This window comes from Bacillus sp. FSL K6-0073 (assembly GCF_038006085.1).
Classification (GTDB): domain Bacteria; phylum Bacillota; class Bacilli; order Bacillales; family Bacillaceae_G; genus Bacillus_A; species Bacillus_A cereus.
The window spans coordinates 2,320,211-2,341,661 of the sequence record NZ_JBBOUN010000001.1 but is presented as its reverse complement, the minus strand read 5'-3'; the positions used below and the strand labels follow the sequence as shown (position 1 = coordinate 2,341,661).

Here is a 21,451-nt window from a genome sequence, read left to right as displayed (position 1 = left end):
CATCCAAGAAAAGGGAGGAAAAATCTTTTGAAAAACAAAATCATCGTTTTCCTATCTGTTTTATCATTTATTATTGGTGGTTTCTTCTTTAACACGAATACTTCAAGCGCTGAAACATCATCTACTGATTACGTTCCTAACCAATTAATCGTTAAGTTCAAACAAAATGCATCTTTAAGTAATGTGCAATCTTTTCATAAATCTGTCGGAGCTAATGTCTTATCTAAAGATGATAAGTTAGGTTTTGAAGTCGTACAATTTTCAAAAGGTACTGTAAAAGAAAAAATAAAGAGCTATAAAAATAATCCAGATGTGGAATATGCAGAACCGAATTATTACGTTCACGCCTTTTGGACTCCAAACGACCCATATTTTAATAATCAATACGGGTTACAAAAGATTCAAGCTCCACAAGCTTGGGATAGCCAACGAAGTGATCCTGGTGTAAAAGTAGCTATTATTGATACAGGAGTTCAAGGCTCACACCCTGATCTGGCTTCGAAAGTAATTTACGGGCATGATTATGTTGATAACGACAATACATCTGATGATGGTAATGGTCATGGTACACATTGCGCTGGAATTACTGGAGCACTTACGAATAACAGCGTCGGAATTGCTGGTGTTGCCCCACAAACTTCAATTTATGCTGTCCGCGTATTAGATAATCAAGGAAGTGGTACTCTTGATGCTGTAGCGCAAGGTATTCGAGAAGCTGCTGATTCGGGTGCAAAAGTAATTAGTTTAAGTTTAGGAGCTCCAAATGGTGGTACTGCATTACAACAAGCCGTTCAATATGCATGGAATAAAGGCTCTGTTATAGTTGCAGCTGCTGGAAATGCTGGAAATACAAAAGCTAATTACCCTGCTTATTACAGCGAAGTAATTGCAGTTGCTTCTACAGATCAATCAGATAGAAAATCTTCATTCTCTACTTATGGTAGCTGGGTAGATGTTGCAGCACCAGGTTCAAATATATATTCAACATATAAAGGAAGTACGTATCAATCATTAAGTGGTACATCTATGGCAACACCTCATGTTGCAGGAGTCGCAGCTCTTTTAGCAAATCAAGGATATAGCAATACACAAATCCGCCAAATTATTGAGTCTACTACTGATAAAATTAGTGGTACAGGTACGTACTGGAAAAACGGTAGAGTCAATGCATATAAGGCTGTACAATACGCTAAGCAATTACAAGAAAATAAAGCTTCTTAATAAATAAAGTAAAATTTTAATCGGTCGATCTACCATTAATGCCGGATAAAATAGAAGGAGAGACTTCTACAATTAAAGCCTCTCCTTCTTACAAACTATATTACTCTCCCTGCTTTTTAACCATATGTAAATACAGTACAAAATCCATCATTGTCGACGAATGACCAAGTTGACGGATCATCGCTGTTATATTTCCTCTATGATATGTACCATGATTTACAACATGTTGCACTAATTCTAAAATCGAAGTTTCTAATTTCCCTACATATGGATTCTCAATAACAAATACAGCATTCACATCTTGTATTGTAATTAAAAACTCTTTATATTGATTTGCCATGTTTTCAAACATTTTTTCTAATTCATGTAACGATTTAGTTTCAATTTGTTTTCGTAAATCTTCTCGGTCTTGTATTGCTTCATTCATACTTTTACCATGCAATATATGTAACCACACTTGATCTGTAATATAAATATGCACAAAAGTATCCTTAATGGATGGGAATACACTCTGTATCTGCTCATTAAAAATTTTCTCATAGTTTGGTAACTCTTTTAATCGATTGAATAATCTAGTATTAGCCCAAGCATGGTAATCACACTGTTTTAATATATAATCTTTCAATTTATATTACCTCCTTATTGTATGAAACGAATGGCTTGTTTCTTCATTTCTGATTCTCTATCAGCCTTTGCAATCCCTTTTTCTTTCATTTCATGCTTATTTATCGTTTTATATTTTACATACGTATAAAATTCCGTTTGAAATGGAAATGGTGTAATCCGAATTGTTTCCTCGTCCACCCATTCAGCTTGAATAAGTTTCTCCTCTTTACTATTAAACATTTCTGTTCCTTCAAAACCATCTGTAAATAAATCAATTTCATCTTTCTTTTTGACACCAGGCTTATTCATACATACGTATAAAGAAAGTTCATCACAAAACTTTAATAATCTATAATGCTTATCGAACATCGCAAACTGTTCCTTTGTTAACGTTTTCAAAATTCTTTTTTGTCGTTCTAATTCATGTTTATAAAATGACATCATCTCTTCATCTTCCTCGTTTAGTGGAAATGATAAAAAATGTTTACTACAAAGCAATGCCCCGTATGGATTAGAATTTTCAATTTCATTCAATCCAATCGTATAAAAAACAAAACGTAATGGGCTTGGACAATCCATAAATGTATATGGAATATTTTTAGCATCATTCAAAATTGGTACTTTATCAAGCTCTATCCATCCTCTGTCATGCTCATATATTGCATCAACTGTTTCTTTTAAATATGTTTTATCTTCAAAAAAGTCTTCTTTTATATGCTTTGCAATCTCTCCAGCTAAAAAACCATGATCATGTTGACGAATTAAAATACTTTCCTTCTCATTTTTTTCACGAAAAATCATTCGTATACTCCCCCTCATCCTCATATTAAAGCTTTTTATATGCATCGATTCTTAATTAATCCCTAAATAATAGAAGGGATTCAGTCTCTTGCAACGAAATTAACATAATTATATAGTATTCTTTCTAATCATAGTGATAGCTTTATCTTTACTATCTATTATACTAAAACATTCATTCCAAAAATTTTTTTATGAGGTGAAAACATGAACAAAACAGAATTAATTAAAAACGTAGCTCAATCAGCTGATATTTCTCAAAAGGACGCTTCTGCAGCTGTACAATCCGTATTTGACACAATTGCTAATGCATTACAATCTGGAGATAAAGTTCAACTAATCGGGTTTGGAACTTTTGAAGTACGCGAAAGATCTGCTCGTACAGGACGTAATCCGCAAACTGGCGAAGAAATTCAAATCGCCGCTGGTAAAGTTCCTGCATTTAAAGCAGGTAAAGAATTAAAAGAAGCTGTTAAATAAAAACAAGAAACCAGCCATTTTATAGGCTGGTTTCTTGTTTTTATTTAAGCAATTGCTTTATATTCTCTGCATGATACACTTCACAAATATAAAATACACATTTGCAGTTACTTACAATTTGATACTTTCTAGTTGGATACACATTCGCTGTAACAGAACATCCATCAAACAATTCAATAATATTTCCAGATGGCTGATATCCTTCATATAATACGTTTCTTCTTACTTCCATCTTTTCTATAAGCTTTTCAACAGGAATATTTCCACTCTCTAATTCACTCTTTATTGCGTCCGGTAAAAACGAAGTGTCTGCAAAAATTAGATTTTCAGATAACACCTTTCCTTTATAACTAACATTAGATACACGGTAAAGAAATGTTCCATCTTTATCAAAGAAATTCTTTGCTTCTTTCGGAATGTACTGTCTACCAAGTGCCTCTTGTTCAAGAACATCAAACTGAACTGTATCATTTAAAAGCTTTTCTAAAGCATGAATGGATGATGTATCTCCAGAAAATAAAATATTTTTAATTGCTTGTACATTATAAGTGAATTCATTCTTTCTATTTTCCGCTACTAACATGAGGAACACCTCTTCTGTAATTTTTTTATTTAAGATTTAAAAGTGCTGCCGCGTCTAATTGCGTAATTTCAGTCACTTCCTTACTGAATATTGCAACAGAAGCCCTATAATCTAAACTAGGCCTTACATCTTCCATCATTGTATTACTTGCTAACTCTTGTCTATCCTTAAAAACCAACAAGTTTGGAGGATCATTTGGAGCTGATACTGTAATATGTACTGGTGGAATCATTAGTCCTTCACCTGTCGCTTTCAGCACCGCTTCTTTTCGAGTCCAATATGTTAAAAAACCTTCTATTTTCTGTTCATTTGGCAGTTTCATAACTTGCGCTATTTCAATGTCTGTTAATACACCTTCTGCCATTTTCATAACATCTATACTTGGATTCATTTGTTCTACATCTATGCCAACAGGTGCAGATTTTGTAAATGCAACGACAACCCACTCACCTGAATGCGAAACGGATAATTGCGGCATACCTTCTGGTAATTGTGGTCTTCCATGCTGCAATTTACATACTGAGCACATTCGATCAATTGGTACTTGGACTGGTGACATAGAAAGTATCTTGCCGAGAACTAATCTACTTATTACGCAACCTATTATAAAACGAGCTCGATCTGCCGAATGATGATACGAATTTGCTTTCTCTCGCTCTATATCATTTAGTAAATTGTAATGCCATGATTGTAAATCCGAAATTCTTGCCCACCATATTTGACAATCATTCTCATTCAAAGTTGGAATAGAATCTACAACTTTACTTTCTATCATGTAAACTCTCCTTTATTCAACGAATATCAATTTTCATAAAAAAGCATACGTATATTGTTATTCATTGACAAGTACTTTCTCTTTTTCTGATACAGATAATGTTTTTTCTTTCTTCTTTGACATTACCTCTTTATCGGAAATACGTAAAGAAAATAGTAGTGCTATGAGCAAAAATATTGCTGACCCAATTAATGCTGCTTGATATGGTAAAAAATCGGATTGAACGTTATTACCTCCAAAACCAGCTAGTATACTAGCTAAAACCGCTACTCCTATTGCTGAACCTAGTCGATTTTGCACATTGAATATAGTAGTCGCTCTCCCCATAGAAGGCGGCGTGATATTGTTAAAGGCAGAAAATTGAACCGCACCGACAGATTGACCTAAGAAAATACCGATACCAAACAATAATGCCCGGATTTGCCACGGATTCGTATCGTGATTTACAAAACTCAATAAAACAAATATAACCGCCGTACATATTAATCCAATAGAAATTACCTTTCGAGCTCCTAATTTCTTATATGACCATGGTACAATTTGTGAAGAAATCATTAATCCAATCGCCTCTGGAAATGTCGTAAGTCCTGATTCCAGTGCAGAAACTCCTATCACATTTTGATACATAAGAGGAAAAACAAATAACATTCCTAATAAACCAGCTGATGAAAATAATGATATAATGCTCATCTTTCTAAAGACTGGTTCTTTTAATAAGCGTAAATCTAACATCGGTTGCTTTACTTTCAGTTCTACAATTATAAACAATGTAATGAATACAACCCCAGCTATCCCAGTACTCATAATTTCTGGAGAAATCCACCCTTTTGATGGTCCCTGGCTGAGTGCATATATGAGCATCGCAAATCCTGGTGCTGATAAAATAAAGCCGAGCGAATCAAAGCGACCAGCTGATTTTTCAACATGTTCTGCTAAAAATAGAAGTCCAAATAGCAATGCAACGATTCCAAACGGTAGATTAATATAAAATGCCCAACGCCAAGACATTTGATCTACAAAGAAACCACCGATGATAGGACCAATTGCTGGTGCTACAGCAATTGGAAGTATAATGAACCGGGAAATCTTCGGTCTTTCCTCTGGTGAAAATGTTCGAAATAACATCGCCATTCCGACCGGTGTTAAAAGCCCTCCGCCAGCACCTTGAATAATACGGAAAATATTCAATGAAGTAATATCGTTAGCCATTCCGCATAAAGCAGATGCAATTGTAAATACGAAAAGAGCAATTAAAAATACTCTTTTCGTACCAAAACGATCTCCTAACCAACCAGAAATCGGAAGGAAAACAGCTAAACTAACTAAATATCCAACATTCACCGTCCCCATTGCAGATGGAGGTACTTGTAGTTCTCTACTTATCGTTTGCAGTGCTACATTTACAATCGTTGCGTCCATCGCAGCCATAAACATCGCAGTTATATAAACGATACTTACAACTACTTTTGGATTTAGTTTTTCTTTCATTATCGTTTTCCTACTAATGTTTTTTCGCGAACTTGATTACCTTGTGGATTCAAATCTTTCCAGTTATATTCAACATATTCTAAGCAGCTCTGCCTACTAGCTTCTTCATATACGACATTCCAGCCAATAGGTACATCGAGAAAAGCAGGCCAGAGAGAATACTGGCCCTCCTCATTTATTAATACTTTATATGTGTAATTATCATTTTCAAATGGATTCGTCATACTCTACTTACCCCTTTCTTATTCTGCAAATATTTCGCTAATACTTGTCCAATTTCCGTAAGTGGACCTGGCTGACATAGATCTTTATGTCTACAATCAATATCGTGCTGCACAATTTGCCCATCTAAATAATTTAGCCACGTATTTGGAGAAATAGGATCAAACCAGTCTGGTATAACAGTAGATCTAAAGAATAAGATATCTCCGTTATAAACTTTCGGTACATATTTCCCTAACAACCCTACTGAATTTACATATGTTTCTTTCAAGTTCAATATAGTCTCTTCTTCAAGACTTGCTAATGCACTTCCATCTTTACGAAGGATTTCAACTGCACTTTCCATTGTAAGTGGTTTACCATCCATGTTATCTGGGTCATATCCGCCTAAAGCAAGTAATGCGATTAACGCTTCCTCTTCAGTAGGCGCTTCCGTATTCGGTAAGAAGTGTCCAGGATAAGAGTCAAGCATAACGAGTAATTCTACTTCTTCCCCTTCATTTTGTAATTGCGCCGCCATTGCATGCACAACATTTCCTCCAAGCGACCAACCTAATAAACGATATGGTCCATGAGGCTGTACTTCACGAACATGTTTCAAGTAATCCGCCGCCATCTCCTCTAAACTTTTTGGAAGTTCTTCATTTTTAGCAATACCTCGTGCTTGTACACCATAGATTGGATAATCTGTTCCTAAAGATTTCATAAGTCCTGCATAGCACCAACTTAATCCACCAGCTGGATGTACACAAAATAGTGGTAATTGATCCCCGCTTGCTCGTAATGGAAGCAACACATCAAGTGCACTTTGACCATTCCCCATCTCAAGTCTTTCAGCTAACCCTGCAACAGTCGGTGCTGCAAATAAAGTGCCAATATTTAGTTCCACTCCAAGCGCCTCTTTCATGCGGCTCATAAGTTGCACTGCAAGGAGTGAATGGCCACCAAGATCAAAGAATCCGTCATCAATTCCAATTTGAGGTACACTTAGCACTTCTGTAAACAAGTCACATAACATTTCTTCTTGCGGTGTTCTTGGACCACGACTAGAAGATGATGCAATAAATTCTGGAGCTGGCAATGCCTTTCTATCTAATTTACCGTTTGGAGTTAAAGGTAACTCATTTACTACTACAAAAGCGTATGGAACCATATAATCTGGTAAACTACCACTAGCAAACTGACGCATTTCATTCGTATCAATCGCTTCATTATTTGATGCAACGATATAAGAAACTAACCGTTTATCCCCTGGTTGATCTTCACGTACAATAACGGCTACTTGCTCAACTTTAGGGTGCTTCATTATGACTGCTTCTATTTCTCCTAATTCAATTCGGAACCCACGAATTTTGATTTGATGATCTGCACGTCCTATATAATCTAGCGTCCCATCTTTACGCCAGCGAGCTAAGTCTCCTGTACGATACATTCTTGTACCTGGCTTGCCAAATGGATCTGCGATAAAGCGTTCAGCCGTTAATCCTGCTCTTCCTAAATATCCACGCGCAAGCCCTGCACCTGCAACATACATTTCTCCAACTACTCCAGGTGGCACTGGTTGTAAATAGTTGTCTAACACATACACTTTAAGGTCAGGTATACTGCACCCAATTAAACTATTTGCTCGTAAAGAGACGATAGTTTCATCTATTTCAATATAACTAACATGTACTGTCGTCTCCGTAATACCGTACATATTAATAAGCTTTGGTGCGTTATGAGGATGTCGACTATACCAATCTTCTAAGCGACTTAGCTCAAGTGCTTCTCCTCCAAAAACAACATATCGTAAAGATAATTTTTGACCAATCTCTTCATTTTCACGATCTGCTTGCATCAATTGATAGAACGCTGATGGAGTTTGGTTTAAAACCGTAACCTTTTCTTTAACAAGAAGCTGTAAAAATTCTTTCGGCGAGCGACTTACAGTATGTGGCACTACAACTAAACGCCCTCCATATAATAAAGGTCCCCAAATTTCCCAAACCGAAAAATCAAAAGCATATGAATGGAACATCGTCCAAACATCGTTTTCGTCAAACTGGAACCAATGATCAGTTGCTCCTAAAAGTCTTACTACATTTTGATGAGGTATCATAACGCCTTTCGGTCTACCCGTTGACCCTGACGTATAAATAACGTAAGCAATATGTGATGGAGATAATGGCTTAATGCGTTCCACTTCATCAATATTGTCTTCACTATATTTCTCAACTTCTGCTATTACTTTTACATTATCAATTAAAACTTTTAGTGCCTCATTACATTCAATTTCCACTTCTGAATTCGTTAAAACACATGATGGTTTCGCATCGTGTAGCATAAATGAAATACGGTCTGCTGGGTAATCTGGATCTAACGGAAGGTATCCAGCACCAGCTTTAAGAACAGCTAATAAGCTTACAACCATGTTTAATGATCTTGGCATCGCTAAAGCAACGAGTTGATCAGGACCAATCCCTTTTGCTATTAGGAATCGAGCTATTTTATTTGCTTTTCTATTTAACTCTTCATAAGTTAATTTTTTATCTTCAAAGACAACAGCAATAGAATTTGGATTTATATGAGCCTGCTTTTCAAATAATTGTGGCAATGTCATTTCTGGTGCAATTTGAAAACCACCATTCCACTTTTCTAACACTGTATTTTTCTCTGCTACAGTTAATATTTCTAATGTGCCAATTGATCGATCCGGATGTTTCGCTGCATCATCTAATAACAAAATAAATCTTTCTATTAGTTTTTGAACCGTTTCACGTTTATATAAATCGGTACTAAACTCTAGTAATCCATGTAAACCGTTCGGAGTACCGTCACCCCCGTTACTCTCACTAATTTCAAATGTTAAGTCAAATTTTGCAGAACCGACGCTTTGAATTTCAAGGCTCGCTTCTATATCCGGGGCATCAAAGATTGCTTCTGGCGTATTTTGGAAAGCTAACATAACTTGAAACAACGGGTGGCTGTTTCGAGTACGCACTGGGTTTAACACTTCAACGAGTCGTTCAAATGGAACATCTTGATTTTCATAAGCTGCAAGATTTGTCTGCTTTACTCTATTCAATAATTCTTTAAAACTTGGATCTCCTGATGTATTTGTACGTAACACTAATGTATTTACAAATAAGCCGACTATGTCAGAGAGTACATCATCATTTCTTCCAGCAATCGGACTTCCAATTGGTATATCAGTGCCTGCACCTAATCTTGTAAATAGTGCACTAAGCCCTGCTTGCAATACCATAAACAAACTAGCTCCATTTTCACGTGCAAGCTCTACTAACCTACTATGCATACCTTCATCTATATGAAAATGAATTGTTTCCCCGCGGTAACTCGTCTCAATTGGACGCTGGAAATCTGTAGGTAACTCCATTTGGTCTGGTAAACCTTTAAGTTCTTCTTTCCAAAAATCTAATTGTGTTGAAATAAGACTCTCTGGTGTCGTTTCATCACCTAGCAATTGCTGTTGCCAAAGTGCATAATCTGCGTATTGAACGGGAAGTGACTCCAGCTGAACTCTGTCACCTTGACATCGCGCTTTATACGCCGCTGTAAAGTCTCTCGTTAACGGCTGTAATGACCAGCCATCACCTACAATATGATGTAATAGAATTAATAATACATGTTCGTTTTCACTCACTGTAAAAAGTTGCAAACGAACTGCCGGCTCAAAATCGAGGTTAAAACTATACCTTACCGCCTCTGAAAGTACACTTTCTAATTCATCTTTACATGTATTAGTTATAACCATTTCTAGATTTAAGTTTTCCATATCTAAAATTTTCTGATAAGAACTACCTAATACGTTAGGGAAAATTGTTCTAAGTGTTTCATGTTTCTCAACTACATCATAAAAAGCACCTTGTAATGCTTCCCGATTCAATATTCCATTCATACGAATGACTAGCGGAATATTATAAGTAGGACTTGGACCTTCTAAACAATTTAAGAACCATAACCTGCGCTGTGCAAATGAAAGTGGAACTTCATTTGGCCTACTTGCTTTCTGAATAGCTGGTCTTGCACTTTTTGCATCGTTTAATTGTTTCGCCAGTTCGGCAACAGTTGGTGATTCAAATAGTTTCCCGATTCCTAATTCCACACTTAACGTTTCACGAATTCTTGCCATTAAACGAGATGCGAGAAGTGAATGTCCACCCATTTCAAAGAAATTATCATCAATGCTAATTCGAGAAACACCAAGTACTTCTGCAAATAAATCACATAATATTTCTTCTTTCGGATTTCTAGCAACTCTCTCATTGTTCATTCCATTAAAATCAGGAGCAGGTAATTTCTTTCTGTCAACCTTACCATTTGGCGTTAATGGTAATTCTTCTAGCACAACAAATGCCGATGGTATCATATAATTCGCTAAACTTTCTGAAACATAAGAACGAATTTCTGAAAGATTAATCGGTTCCTTTTCTTCTGCAACGATATACGCAATGATGCGTTTATCATTTGGACGATCTTCTCGTACTATTACTACCGCTTGTTGAATATTTTCATGTCGTTGTAATACCGTTTCAATTTCAGCTAATTCAATTCGGAATCCACGAATTTTAATTTGATGATCTGCGCGACTAATGTACTCTAACGCACCATCACTACGCCATTTCACAAGATCTCCTGTACGGTACATGCGCTTCCCTGATTCTCCATAAGGATTTGCAACAAACCGTTCAGCTGTTAACTCAGGTTTTCCTAAATATCCGCTTGCAAGTCCTTCCCCTGCAATATATAATTCCCCAATAACTCCAGGTGGAACTGGTTGTAACCCTGCATCCAATACATACACTTCTGTATTGCAAATTGGCTTTCCAATAGGAGGTATACCCTTTTCACCTTCATCAATGTTCATGAAAGTAGACCAAATCGTCGTTTCAGTTGGTCCATATAAATTAGTTATTGAGCAACCTAATTCTTTTAATTTATTTGCTAAATGCGCTGAAAGAGCTTCACCACCAACTAGTATGTTTAGCCCTTGTAGCTTCTCTGGATAATCAGTTACTAACACCTGCCAAAGCGTCGGTGTAGCCTGCATAATGGCCACTCTTTCTTCATGTAAAAGTGTCGTTAATGCAGAAGGCTCTTGTATGTCTTCTTTTTGCGCAATTGTTAAACTTGCACCACTAATAAGAGGTAAATAAATTTCTAGAGCAGAAATATCAAATGCAAACGTTGTAACTGCTAATAAATGATCATTTTCATTTAATGAAAACTTTTGTTGCATAGCCATTAAAAAGTTACTTAAACCTCTCATAGGAACAATTACACCTTTTGGGTTTCCTGTTGAGCCTGAAGTATATATTGTATAGGCTGGGTTTAAAAGTGATACATCATTCTTACATGCTATATTCATACGAGAATATGTATATAACGCTAGTTTCGTTTCTTCTTCATCTAATACAATTTTTTTCATATCATTTTCTATAACTAACTTAGATGAAACAGATGAATGTGTTATGATACAAACTGGTTTTGCATCATTTACTATATAATTAATTCTTTCTGCTGGGTATTCTGGATCTATTGGTAAATACGCTGCACCAGCCTTTAAGACTGCTAGCATACTAACTACCATTTCTATTGATCTAGGGAATACTAAAGCTACAAACTGGTTTGGTCGTATTCCTTCTTCTACTAAATAATGTGCTAGTTCATTCGCTCGTTCATTTAGCTCTTTATACGTAAGGTTTACACCGTCACAAGTAATGGCTAGTTTATTGGGATTTTTTTGCACTTGTTTTTCAAATGATATAGGCAGACTGATTAACTCATCGTCTTCCTTCGTTTCATTCCATTCCAATAAAACTTTATGATTTTCTTCAGGCAGAGTAATGTTTATTTTTCCAATCGACTCGTTTTTCTCATAATTATTTACTACTAATTCAAATAGATTCATAAATCTTTCTTTATGCAATGCTAGCTCCGCGCCATTATATACTTCAGGATTTGCATCAAAATGGATCATTAGCTCATTTTGATCAAAACGTTTATATACATTTATTGACAAATCATCGACAGGTCCTGCTGATAAATTATGCGTAATACCACGATTTCCAGCAAAATTTAGCCCGTAATCAAAAGGCATAACATTCACTAACGGTCCAAACAACCTTTGATTTTCACCTAGTAACTTTAAGTCTCTTCTTAATTCCTCATGACGGTATTTATAATGGCGACGTACATCTCGGATTTCTTTAGAAACTTGTTGCAATAATTCCGCAAGAGTTATATTTGGAGTTACTGTAATACGAAGTGGCACTAAATTCATTACCATACTTGGTGTATGAATAGATACCGAACCTAGACGTCCCATCATCGGTAAACCTAAAACAATATCATGTGCACCTGTTAACTTATGCATATAAATACTTGTTACAGCGACAATGAATTCCGGCCAACTTGTTAACGAAATATTGATATCTTCTAATAAAGTTTTCGTGCTAGAACTAGATAAATAAGCTGTTTCTCGTGAAAATCCATTTGATGTTCTCGGTGCTCGCTCTGCCAAGCTTACAACTTCTGGTTCATCCGCAAATTTTTCTAACCAAAAAGTACGATCTTCCTGAAATTTTTTAGACTCACGATACTCAATATCTTCTTGCACGACTTTTGTAAGAGAATCAAATGGCTTTTCATTCTTGTTTGTTTCTTCTATAAGTGATGTATACTCATTCGCTACTTTTTGGCTAAGAAGTGAAAATCCATAGCCATCCATCACAATGTGATGGATGCGCTGATACCAAAAGAAACGATTATTTTCAACTTGAATAAGTGCTTCAGTAAATAATGTATCTTTTTTCAAATCGACTGGCATAGATAAATCATTTTTCATCCATACTTTAGCAGCTTCTTCAGGGTTTTCTTCTTTACGAACGTCAATAAAATGCATATGAAACTGTGATTCTTCAATAACTTGCCATGGGCCAAATTCATCCTCCTCGAAGCGAACATGAAGTGCTTCTGCTTCCATTACAACTTTACGTACAGCTAATTCGAAAATTTCTTGATGAATATTTCCGTTTATTTCTACATATTCCCCAGTATTGTAAATTGGATTAAGCGGATCTAATTGTTGCGCAAACCACATACCAGACTGCGCAGATGATAACGAATGACGAATCTTTTGACTGTTAGGCATTCTTTACTACCCCTTTATTATGTAGTCTATTTGTTACAGCACCTGTGCTGTTTGTGAAGATAGTAAACTGTACCAACCTGCAACAGTTGGACGTTCTGCTAAATCTGCAAAAGTGATTTCTTTCCCTTCACGACGCCACTTCTCTACTAAACTCATAATTCTGACCGAATCAAGCCCTCTATTTAATAAGTCCTCATCAATATCAATACTCTCTACTGGCTCACGAAGTAGTTGTGCAACTAGTTCATGCACTTCCTGTATAGTGATTCCTTCACTCTCATCATCTTTTACACTTTGTAAATCGTTTAACAGTAGGTTTGTTGATGTCGTTACTGCACATCTATTAGATGCATACTCCAATGCTTGTTTATGATGCTCTAGTGAAAAATCAGCAACTGCATCTGCTACAAAGAACGGCTCTATACCATCCATAAATGCTTCACAAGCTGTTAAAAGACAGCCAATATGCGCATAAATACCGCAAATAATGAGTTGATCTTTTCCTTGTTCATTTAAAATTTCTAATAGATTTGTCTTTTTAAATGCACTATATCTCCATTTTGTGAGGAATATATCATCCTCATCAGGAGTAAGTTCATCAACAATTTTCTTTTTATCTGGTCCAGCAGGTATACCGTCACCCCAAAAGTCTTGTAATAAACCTCGTTGTTCTAACGTTTGCCCACCAGGTTGTGCTGTATAAACAACTGGTATACCAAGTTCCTTACATTTTTCTCTTATCATTTTAATATTTGAAATAAGTTCTACTTTTGGGGATTCTTTATCGCTATATGCATCAAGAAAATATTCTTGCATGTCATGAATTAAAAGCACTGCACGTTTCGAATCTGGTGTCCAATTCACTTTATTTTTTGGTAGTTCTGATTCAATTGGCATTTTATATACTGAAATAGATGGGATAGCCATCTAATCACTTCCTTCCGGTTTTTATTATTGTTTTACTGTAATAAGTTTTTCAGCAATGACTTTACGTAGTTCCTTTTTGCTGACTTTTCCGACTCCTGTTTGCGGGAATGATTCAATAAATTCAATTCGATCTGGAATTTTATAAGCCGCTATACCACGTTCTCTTAAAAACATTTTTAATTCACTTACTGCCGGAACTTGTCCGCGAGCTATAACAAAAGCACAGGTGCGTTCACCTAAATAATCGTCAGGCATAGATACAATTGCTACGTCATGGACCGCATCGTGTGCTAATAGATGATTTTCAACTTCTTCCGCGGCAACTTTCTCACCACCACGGTTAATTTGATCTTTATCTCTTCCTTCTACAATGATGTATCCTTGTTCATTTACTTTTACAAGATCACCTGTGCGATAAAACCCATCCTTTGTAAATGATCGTGCATTATGCTCTTCGGCTTTATAGTAACCACGAATTGTATATGGACCTCGTGTTAATAAACTACCTACTTCGCCCGGTTGTACATCGTTGTCATTTTCATCAACAACTCGCACTTCATCGAGTGCAGACATTGGTCTACCTTGTGTATAAGTAATAATTTCTTCCGGATCATCTAATCTTGTATAGTTCACTAATCCTTCCGCCATACCGAATACTTGCTGTAACGTACATCCAAATGTAGGGCGTATACGTCTTGCAACCTCAGCACTAAACTTAGCACCACCTACTTGAATAACCTCTAGGCTTGATAGATCGGCATTACGAGAAGATGCAGCATCAAGCCAAATCATTGCTAATGGCGGAACGAGCGCTGTAATTGTAACTTTTTCTTTTTCGATAAGAGCAAAGGCCTCATCTGGACTACCACCAGTTGCCAATACCACTTTTCCACCCGCATAGAAAGTTCCAAATGTCCCTGGAGAACTCATTGGGTAATTGTGTGCTACTGGAAGAACTGCCATATAGACGCTTTCTGCATTCAAATTACAAATTTCAGCGCTAACACGCAAACTATAAATATAGTCATCATGCGTTCTAGGAATTAATTTAGAAAGACCTGTTGTGCCTCCTGATAATTGGAGAAATGCAACATCACTTGGCTGAACTTCTGGTAATGAGACGGGATCCATATACAGATCATTTATGTTCACAAACTCTTCTTCTTCTCCCACTACAATTACATGTTGTAAAGTTGGCACTTTCTCTTTCACTTCTCTTGCTAGTTTTCGATAATCAAAACCGAGAGCCTTATCTGAAATAACGTAAGCGCTCGCCTCGCCAAACTCACAAAAATAACTAATTTCACTACTTCGATGTGAAGGCAGTGCAAAGACAGGAAGCGCTCCAATTCGAAATAGTGCAAAACATATTTCGAAAAACTCGATAATGTTAGGTAACTGGATTACAACTCTGTCCTCTTTCTTTATTCCTAAATTGAGTAAACCTGCTGCTAAACGATCTACCTTTTTATTAAGTTCACTATATGTTATATGCTTCTTACCACTTACAACCGCGATTTGATCTCCATATTTCTCAGCCCGCTCTCTTAACACTCCTCCAAATGTTTCACCAAGCCAACATCCTGCTTCTCGGTAACGATCGGCAAATTCTTTTGGCCATTCTGTATAACCTACTAGCATTCTTTCTTCCCCCTATTTTTCATTAAGTGAACTATCTCTTAACCCTAAAGCTTTTAGCATTGTTTGGAACTTAGCTGATGTTTCTGCTAACTCATCTTCTGGTTTTGACTCAGCAACAACCCCAGCTCCTGCATATAAACGCAGTGTATTTTCTTGTACTTCAGCACAACGAATTGTAACAATCCATTCTCCATCTCCATTTAAATCGCTCCATCCTAGCATTCCTGTAAAGAACTCGCGGTCAAATGGCTCAATATGCTGTATAGCCTCTCTTGCTTTTTCCATCGGAGTTCCGCAAACTGCTGGCGTAGGATGAAGGGCAATTGCTAATTGTAAAGAAGAAGTATTTGGATCCTTCAGTTCACCTTTCACTTCTGTAGACAAATGCCACATCGCTTCACTATGAATAACTGATGGCTTTTCTGGAACATGTAATGTATGACAATACGGACGAAGTGCAGCGGCAACCGCTTCAACTACTACCGCATGTTCATGTAAATCTTTTGGCGCAGAAAGTAATTCCTCTGCTCTTCTTTTATCTTCTACTGGGTCCTCACTACGTGGCCTTGAACCAGCTAACGGGTTAGAAATAACTTGCATACCATTACGTGAAACAAGTAATTCAGGGCTTGCTCCAATTAGCGTCTTACTGTTCTCTTTTTCATCTTTCGGTAAATTTACAGCAAATGTATAACCATGCTTATTATGCTCTGCTAATTCTCGCAGAAGTTTTTGCTTATCAATCTTTTCGGAAGATTTAACATCTAACGATCTGGATAGAACGATTTTCTTTAAATCACCGTCCTGTATTTTTTCAATTCCTTGCTTCACACCATTCATATAAACTTCAGGGTCTGGCATTGGTGTCATTTCAAATGTTACATTCTCATTTGTTTCAAGCTGATTTGTTGTATCCAATTGTAAACGCTCAGAAATTCTGCTATATTCTGGTACGATGAGTTGGACTTCTTTTCTACGATCAAATGGCAAAGCACCCACAACGATAGGATTTGGATTTCCAGCTTGTTTCGCATTACGTAATTCTGCTTGCACAAGCTCTGGGAAACTTTCAATTTCACGATGCTTTACTGTAGTAAACTCTCCTTCTGCTAATATCGTTCGAGTTGGTGAAGCGAAAAAGAATGAAGATTCAGTCTTATAATCTTCTAAAAGTTTTTCTGACAATTCCTTTACAGCTATATGTTCATTCATAATATAATAACCTCCTGAATTTTTATTAAACTCCTAACGTAGCGCCGCCATCAACACATAAATTGTGCATTGTAATATGACTTGCTCTATCTGAGGCTAAAAATAACACTGCTTCAGCAACTTCTGAAGGTTGTGCAATTTTTTGTAATGGAATTCCGAGTCTATATGTATTTTGAGAACCAGCAATTATATTTTTAGCTCCATTCTCATCAGCCCATAGTAATCTTTGCATCTCAGTTTCAGTAGAACCTGGAGAAACTAAGTTGCAGCGTATATTGTATGCCGCAAGCTCTAGTCCTAAACATTTCATAAACATCGTCGTTGCGGCCTTTGACGCAGCATACGCAGCCATCTCCATTCTTGGCGTATTTGCCGCATTTGAACCGACTGTAACAATTGCCCCCGATTTTCTTAACATCATATTTTTACTTACCGCTCGGGACATATTGAAAACCCCTGTAGTATTTACAGAGAATGTTTTATTCCAATCTTCATCACTTAACGAATGAATTGGTCCCATACGTAAAACCCCTGCAACATTTATTAAAATATCTATTGGCGCTATTTCATTTGCAATATGATTTACCATGTCTTCAACAGCGGCGCTATCACTCACATCTAAACGAAACGTTTTCATACGTGTATTGTTTAATTCATTTTGATTTAAGAGTACATTTAACCCCTCTTCATTTTGATCAACCGCAATAACTGTGGCTCCTCTTTCTAAAAACATTTTGGCAACGACACTGCCTATGCCTTGTGCTGCACCTGTTACTAAAACTGTTTTCCCATCAAATTCCCCTAAGTTCATTTTCTCTATCCTTTCACATAAACATTAATTTCATTAAGCAACACCGATGATATTGATTTTCATTATCAGTTGTGTTGTAAAAAATAATACACTTACTAAACTAATTGGTCAAGTGCGCATTACTTTAAAATTCATTTTATTGATAATGTTTTTCATTTACCATCTTACACCGAAATGATAATGTTTCTCAATAAACTTGTCAATCTTTTTTTATTTTTCAGATAAACCATTTTAATGCTTCTTAATAAAATCATATGTAAACGCATTAAAAGTACTTATATTATAAATAAAATTCAAAGTCCTCTTTTTAAAATTGAAGAAACTAAACTAGAGATACGTTCATTTACAATGCTTTATGAAAAACTCAAGTATATATTTTCTCAATATTTTTCTGAAAATATATCTTACAAATACTAATGAATGTCTTCTTTATCATTTAAGATTTAATATATATTTCGAATACGATGTATCAATTTATTATATTCCAAATGGGTATTCCACTCACTTTTACATCTATAAAAATCCCAAAAGTAATTTAACCTTGTTAAAATAACTCATAAAAAAGCATCCTAATTAATAGAATAGGATGCTTTTTCGTAATCATAGTGTTATAGAAGATTTGTATACTTATGCTACGCTACGATACTCTTCTTCTTTTTCTTTTTTCTGTTTAGGTGCTTGAATTAAAATTGCGATAATGAATGACACGACACATAATACACCTATTACCATGAACGTTGGTTTGAATCCACCTAGAAGTGCACCGATAAAGGAACCTGCAAGCGCCCCAAATCCAAATCCTTGATACACAATTCCGTAGTTCTTACTATGGTTTTTCATACCGAAGAAATCACCAACAATAGCTGGGAAAATAGTGATATTTCCACCAAAGCAAAACGCTACACTTGCTACACATACGAAGTAAATACCATAATTTAAATCTACAAAACTTAGAACTAAGACTGAACTCGCCATAACAACAAAAGTACCAGTAACGATTTTTAAACGCCCAATTTTATCCGATAACGGTCCTAAAATGATACGACCTAATGTATTGAAGATTGCAACCATAGCCACCGCATTAGCTGCTGTTGCTGCGCTAAGTCCTACAAGTTGAACACCAATGTCTTTTACCATACCAATTAAGTATAAGCCACTCATACATGATGTAAATAACATGATAAATAATAAGTATACTTGTTTTGTGCCTAACATTTCTTTCGTTGTGTATTCCTCAGTTTTTGTTTCATGAACTGCTCCTTGATCTGCAGCTTGATGGATTAAACAAGCACCAATTACAATCATAGCTGTAACAATTAAACCCCAGTATATAAATGCTTGGGATACACCAACTGATTCAATCAACTGTGCGTTAACGTATTTAAAGATTAAGCTACCTGAACCATATGCAGAGACAGAAATACCAGCAATTAAACCTTTACGCTCTGGAAACCACTTTATTAAATTTGATAGTGAAGTGATATATGCTGTACCATCTGCATAACCTACAACAACTCCCGCTAGTACATAAAGTAATATTAGTGAGGATGCTTGTGAACTAAGTATTAATCCTAGTCCTAATGCTAATCCAGCCATCATAATAAGTTTACGAAGTCCCCATTTTTCTTGCAATTTACTCGCAAATAAAGTTGAAAATGCTAAAGAAAGACTAGTAATTGAGAAAGTTATCGCAACAGCGTTAAGACTCCAACCATATTTACTAACTAAAGGCTGATTGAATAAACTCCATGTATATATCGTCCCAAGCCCCATTTGTACTATAACTGTGCCAAGGACAACAAGCCATGGATTAACAGGTGATTTTTTCATACCTTTCCGCCTCCTCTTTCTATTTCAATGCTATTCGCTAAATTTACTTTTTTTATGTTCATTTTGGTCACCTCTTTTGATTTGACACCTTCATTGTATAAGATGTTTTTGTTTATGTAAGCACTTACAAGGTAGAGCGTCAAAAACGTAGAATCAGTTACAAAAAACGAAGGATGAAATACAAAAACTACTTATTAAATACGTAACAGTTATTTAATAAGTAGTTTTTGTATAAGCTCGATTTACATTTGTTTTTGAACCCTTTTTTAAAAAGTGAAACTTTAATCAGCCCTCACCAATCGGGCTTTTACGGGCAACAGGGCCCTCGCCTAACTTCTTTGCTTCCACTGAATTTTGAGGCGGGGGTCTTACTGCCCAACAAATAGCGGGATAAACTTAAATAAAATATAACTTTTAACATAGGAGTACTTTATACTCTTCTATTAGAGAACAAATTTTTTTCCAATAAATAAAACTAAATATTCACTAATATATCTATCCGTGGTTTAATATATATAATAAAAAAATATTTCTGTCTTTAATGAGGAGGTACTATGAAAGCAAACGTAGGGGATACTATACTTTTTCAACGAAATAATTTAAAGATTACAGGATCTGTATTAAAACTTTATACTGAATCGGTCTTAGTTGAAATTACAAATGTAAGCGGTGGTACTTTTGAATTTGATCGAACAATTGTAAACCATAAAAACTATAAAGTTTTAAATACAAATACATAAAACACCACAAAATAGCCCCTGCTCAACAGCAGGGGCTATTTTATATAAAAATATTTCACTAGTTTATATACCCTAAAACATTAACAATCTTACTCGCTTTTAAATTGTTAATATGATAATAAATTTCTAAACCTCTTCTCTCTGCTCGTAACACTTTACCCTTCATTTTTGATAAATGTTGTGAAACAGTAGATTGCGGAATATTCAGTAACTCTGTTAATTGTGTTACATTACAAGTTTTTCTCGTACTTAATTCATTTACAATTTGCAGTCGGATTGGATGCGCCATAATTTTTAAAATATCTACATCTTCTTCTGAAACTAAAGTTTTTCTCATTTCACTCGTATATGTTGTCATAAGACATTCCCCTTTTATATGAATTCCATATTCATAAGATCTATTTCCAAATTTTTTAAAACCCTTGATTAAAACTTTCATATAGAAATAAAAGGATTTTAAATTTTTGAAAACAGAACTTACATTCACTTTATTTATTTATTTGGTACATATACATAATACAATGTTAATATGTGCTCTATGTGAAGTTCACATAAATTTGTGATGAAGATTTACTTAGCCACTCGCATCCTACTCATCTAATTACCCACTGCATAAAATCATCAGTTATTTTAACACATTTTAGGCGTTTGTATATACTATTTATAAAACAACTTTTATAAAGGGAGGATTCATATGCCTACAGCGTTACAAGAAGAAGTCGAAGAAGCACGGGAAACATATGTCAGTCGTATCATCTTAGTTGGAGGATCGACTTTATTTTTAGTAGGCGGGGTTATATCGGCAATTTCAGCTTTTAAAGCTTATAATCGTTTGGAGAATACGCCGCCTTCTACAGATAATTCATAGATATTTTATAAAATAAAACGTCGCCTCCAATATGAAGAGACGACGTTTTATGATTCATACATATGACACTAAAAGTATCGATAGATTCCCTAC

17 protein-coding genes are annotated in these 21,451 nt (G+C 35.6%); 4 read left to right on the top strand and 13 right to left on the bottom strand.

All coding sequences use genetic code 11. The features are described 5' to 3' along the window. Nucleotides 1–27 precede the first annotated feature (27 nt). On the top strand, nucleotides 28–1,221 hold the full coding sequence (locus MHB52_RS12270) for a S8 family peptidase (RefSeq protein ID WP_000790937.1): 1,194 nt from the start codon (nucleotides 28–30) through the stop codon (nucleotides 1,219–1,221). Between the two features lie 100 nt (nucleotides 1,222–1,321). On the opposite strand, the gene MHB52_RS12265 is transcribed toward MHB52_RS12270, so the two are convergent. Both MHB52_RS12265 and MHB52_RS12260 read right to left on the bottom strand, forming a co-directional pair. Continuing rightward, the gene (locus MHB52_RS12265; protein WP_016117772.1) at nucleotides 1,322–1,846 is read right to left on the bottom strand and encodes a DinB family protein; all 525 of its coding nucleotides are present in this window, start codon (nucleotides 1,844–1,846) and stop codon (nucleotides 1,322–1,324) included. A gap of 14 nt (nucleotides 1,847–1,860) precedes the next feature. Then, nucleotides 1,861–2,628, bottom strand: a complete 768-nt coding sequence (locus MHB52_RS12260) for a DUF3891 family protein (protein WP_061664691.1) — start codon at nucleotides 2,626–2,628, stop codon at nucleotides 1,861–1,863. 204 nt (nucleotides 2,629–2,832) lie between these two features. Between MHB52_RS12260 and MHB52_RS12255 the strand changes: the two genes are divergently transcribed. After that, a complete protein-coding gene (locus MHB52_RS12255) occupies nucleotides 2,833–3,105 on the top strand; it encodes an HU family DNA-binding protein (protein WP_001043905.1) in 273 nt (90 codons plus the stop codon). Between the two features lie 40 nt (nucleotides 3,106–3,145). On the opposite strand, the gene MHB52_RS12250 is transcribed toward MHB52_RS12255, so the two are convergent. The 10 genes from MHB52_RS12250 to MHB52_RS12205 all read right to left on the bottom strand — a co-directional run bounded on the left by MHB52_RS12250 (nucleotide 3,146) and on the right by MHB52_RS12205 (nucleotide 19,750). Further along, entirely contained in the window at nucleotides 3,146–3,688 is a 543-nt protein-coding gene (locus MHB52_RS12250; protein ID WP_000959126.1) for a hypothetical protein, read from the bottom strand. Between the two features lie 25 nt (nucleotides 3,689–3,713). Next, on the bottom strand, nucleotides 3,714–4,463 hold the full coding sequence (sfp, locus tag MHB52_RS12245; RefSeq protein ID WP_000572999.1) for a 4'-phosphopantetheinyl transferase Sfp: 750 nt from the start codon (nucleotides 4,461–4,463) through the stop codon (nucleotides 3,714–3,716). 57 nt (nucleotides 4,464–4,520) lie between these two features. After that, nucleotides 4,521–5,951 (bottom strand): MDR family MFS transporter, encoded by a 1,431-nt coding sequence (locus MHB52_RS12240; protein WP_000660200.1) that lies wholly within the window; start codon nucleotides 5,949–5,951, stop codon nucleotides 4,521–4,523. Next, nucleotides 5,951–6,175 carry an MbtH family protein gene (locus tag MHB52_RS12235; protein WP_000184059.1) on the bottom strand — a complete coding sequence of 75 codons (225 nt, stop codon included), beginning with the start codon at nucleotides 6,173–6,175 and terminating at the stop codon, nucleotides 5,951–5,953. Before MHB52_RS12235 ends, MHB52_RS12240 begins: the two co-directional genes overlap by 1 nt. Continuing rightward, complete coding sequence (locus tag MHB52_RS12230) at nucleotides 6,172–13,329, bottom strand: amino acid adenylation domain-containing protein (protein WP_061664689.1); 7,158 nt, start codon at nucleotides 13,327–13,329, stop codon at nucleotides 6,172–6,174. Before MHB52_RS12230 ends, MHB52_RS12235 begins: the two co-directional genes overlap by 4 nt. Nucleotides 13,330–13,362: 33 nt before the next feature. Next, nucleotides 13,363–14,256 carry an isochorismatase family protein gene (locus tag MHB52_RS12225; protein ID WP_001007287.1) on the bottom strand — a complete coding sequence of 298 codons (894 nt, stop codon included), beginning with the start codon at nucleotides 14,254–14,256 and terminating at the stop codon, nucleotides 13,363–13,365. Between the two features lie 24 nt (nucleotides 14,257–14,280). After that, nucleotides 14,281–15,897: a (2,3-dihydroxybenzoyl)adenylate synthase gene (locus MHB52_RS12220; RefSeq protein ID WP_061664687.1), complete on the bottom strand. Its 1,617-nt coding sequence runs from the start codon at nucleotides 15,895–15,897 to the stop codon at nucleotides 14,281–14,283. A gap of 12 nt (nucleotides 15,898–15,909) precedes the next feature. Then, entirely contained in the window at nucleotides 15,910–17,109 is a 1,200-nt protein-coding gene (gene dhbC, locus MHB52_RS12215; RefSeq protein WP_061664685.1) for an isochorismate synthase DhbC, read from the bottom strand. A 25-nt stretch (nucleotides 17,110–17,134) separates the two neighbouring features. After that, a complete protein-coding gene (gene dhbA, locus MHB52_RS12210) occupies nucleotides 17,135–17,920 on the bottom strand; it encodes a 2,3-dihydro-2,3-dihydroxybenzoate dehydrogenase (protein ID WP_001048430.1) in 786 nt (261 codons plus the stop codon). A 627-nt stretch (nucleotides 17,921–18,547) separates the two neighbouring features. Then, entirely contained in the window at nucleotides 18,548–19,750 is a 1,203-nt protein-coding gene (locus MHB52_RS12205; protein WP_061664872.1) for an L-lactate MFS transporter, read from the bottom strand. 554 nt (nucleotides 19,751–20,304) lie between these two features. On the opposite strand from MHB52_RS12205, the gene MHB52_RS12200 reads away from it, so the two are divergent. Further along, entirely contained in the window at nucleotides 20,305–20,490 is a 186-nt protein-coding gene (locus MHB52_RS12200) for a YkvS family protein (protein ID WP_000646793.1), read from the top strand. Between the two features lie 58 nt (nucleotides 20,491–20,548). On the opposite strand, the gene MHB52_RS12195 is transcribed toward MHB52_RS12200, so the two are convergent. Further along, nucleotides 20,549–20,848, bottom strand: a complete 300-nt coding sequence (locus tag MHB52_RS12195; protein ID WP_000214801.1) for an ArsR/SmtB family transcription factor — start codon at nucleotides 20,846–20,848, stop codon at nucleotides 20,549–20,551. Nucleotides 20,849–21,184: 336 nt separating this feature from the next. On the opposite strand from MHB52_RS12195, the gene MHB52_RS12190 reads away from it, so the two are divergent. Continuing rightward, nucleotides 21,185–21,358, top strand: a complete 174-nt coding sequence (locus tag MHB52_RS12190) for a hypothetical protein (RefSeq protein WP_001141668.1) — start codon at nucleotides 21,185–21,187, stop codon at nucleotides 21,356–21,358. Nucleotides 21,359–21,451 lie beyond the last annotated feature (93 nt).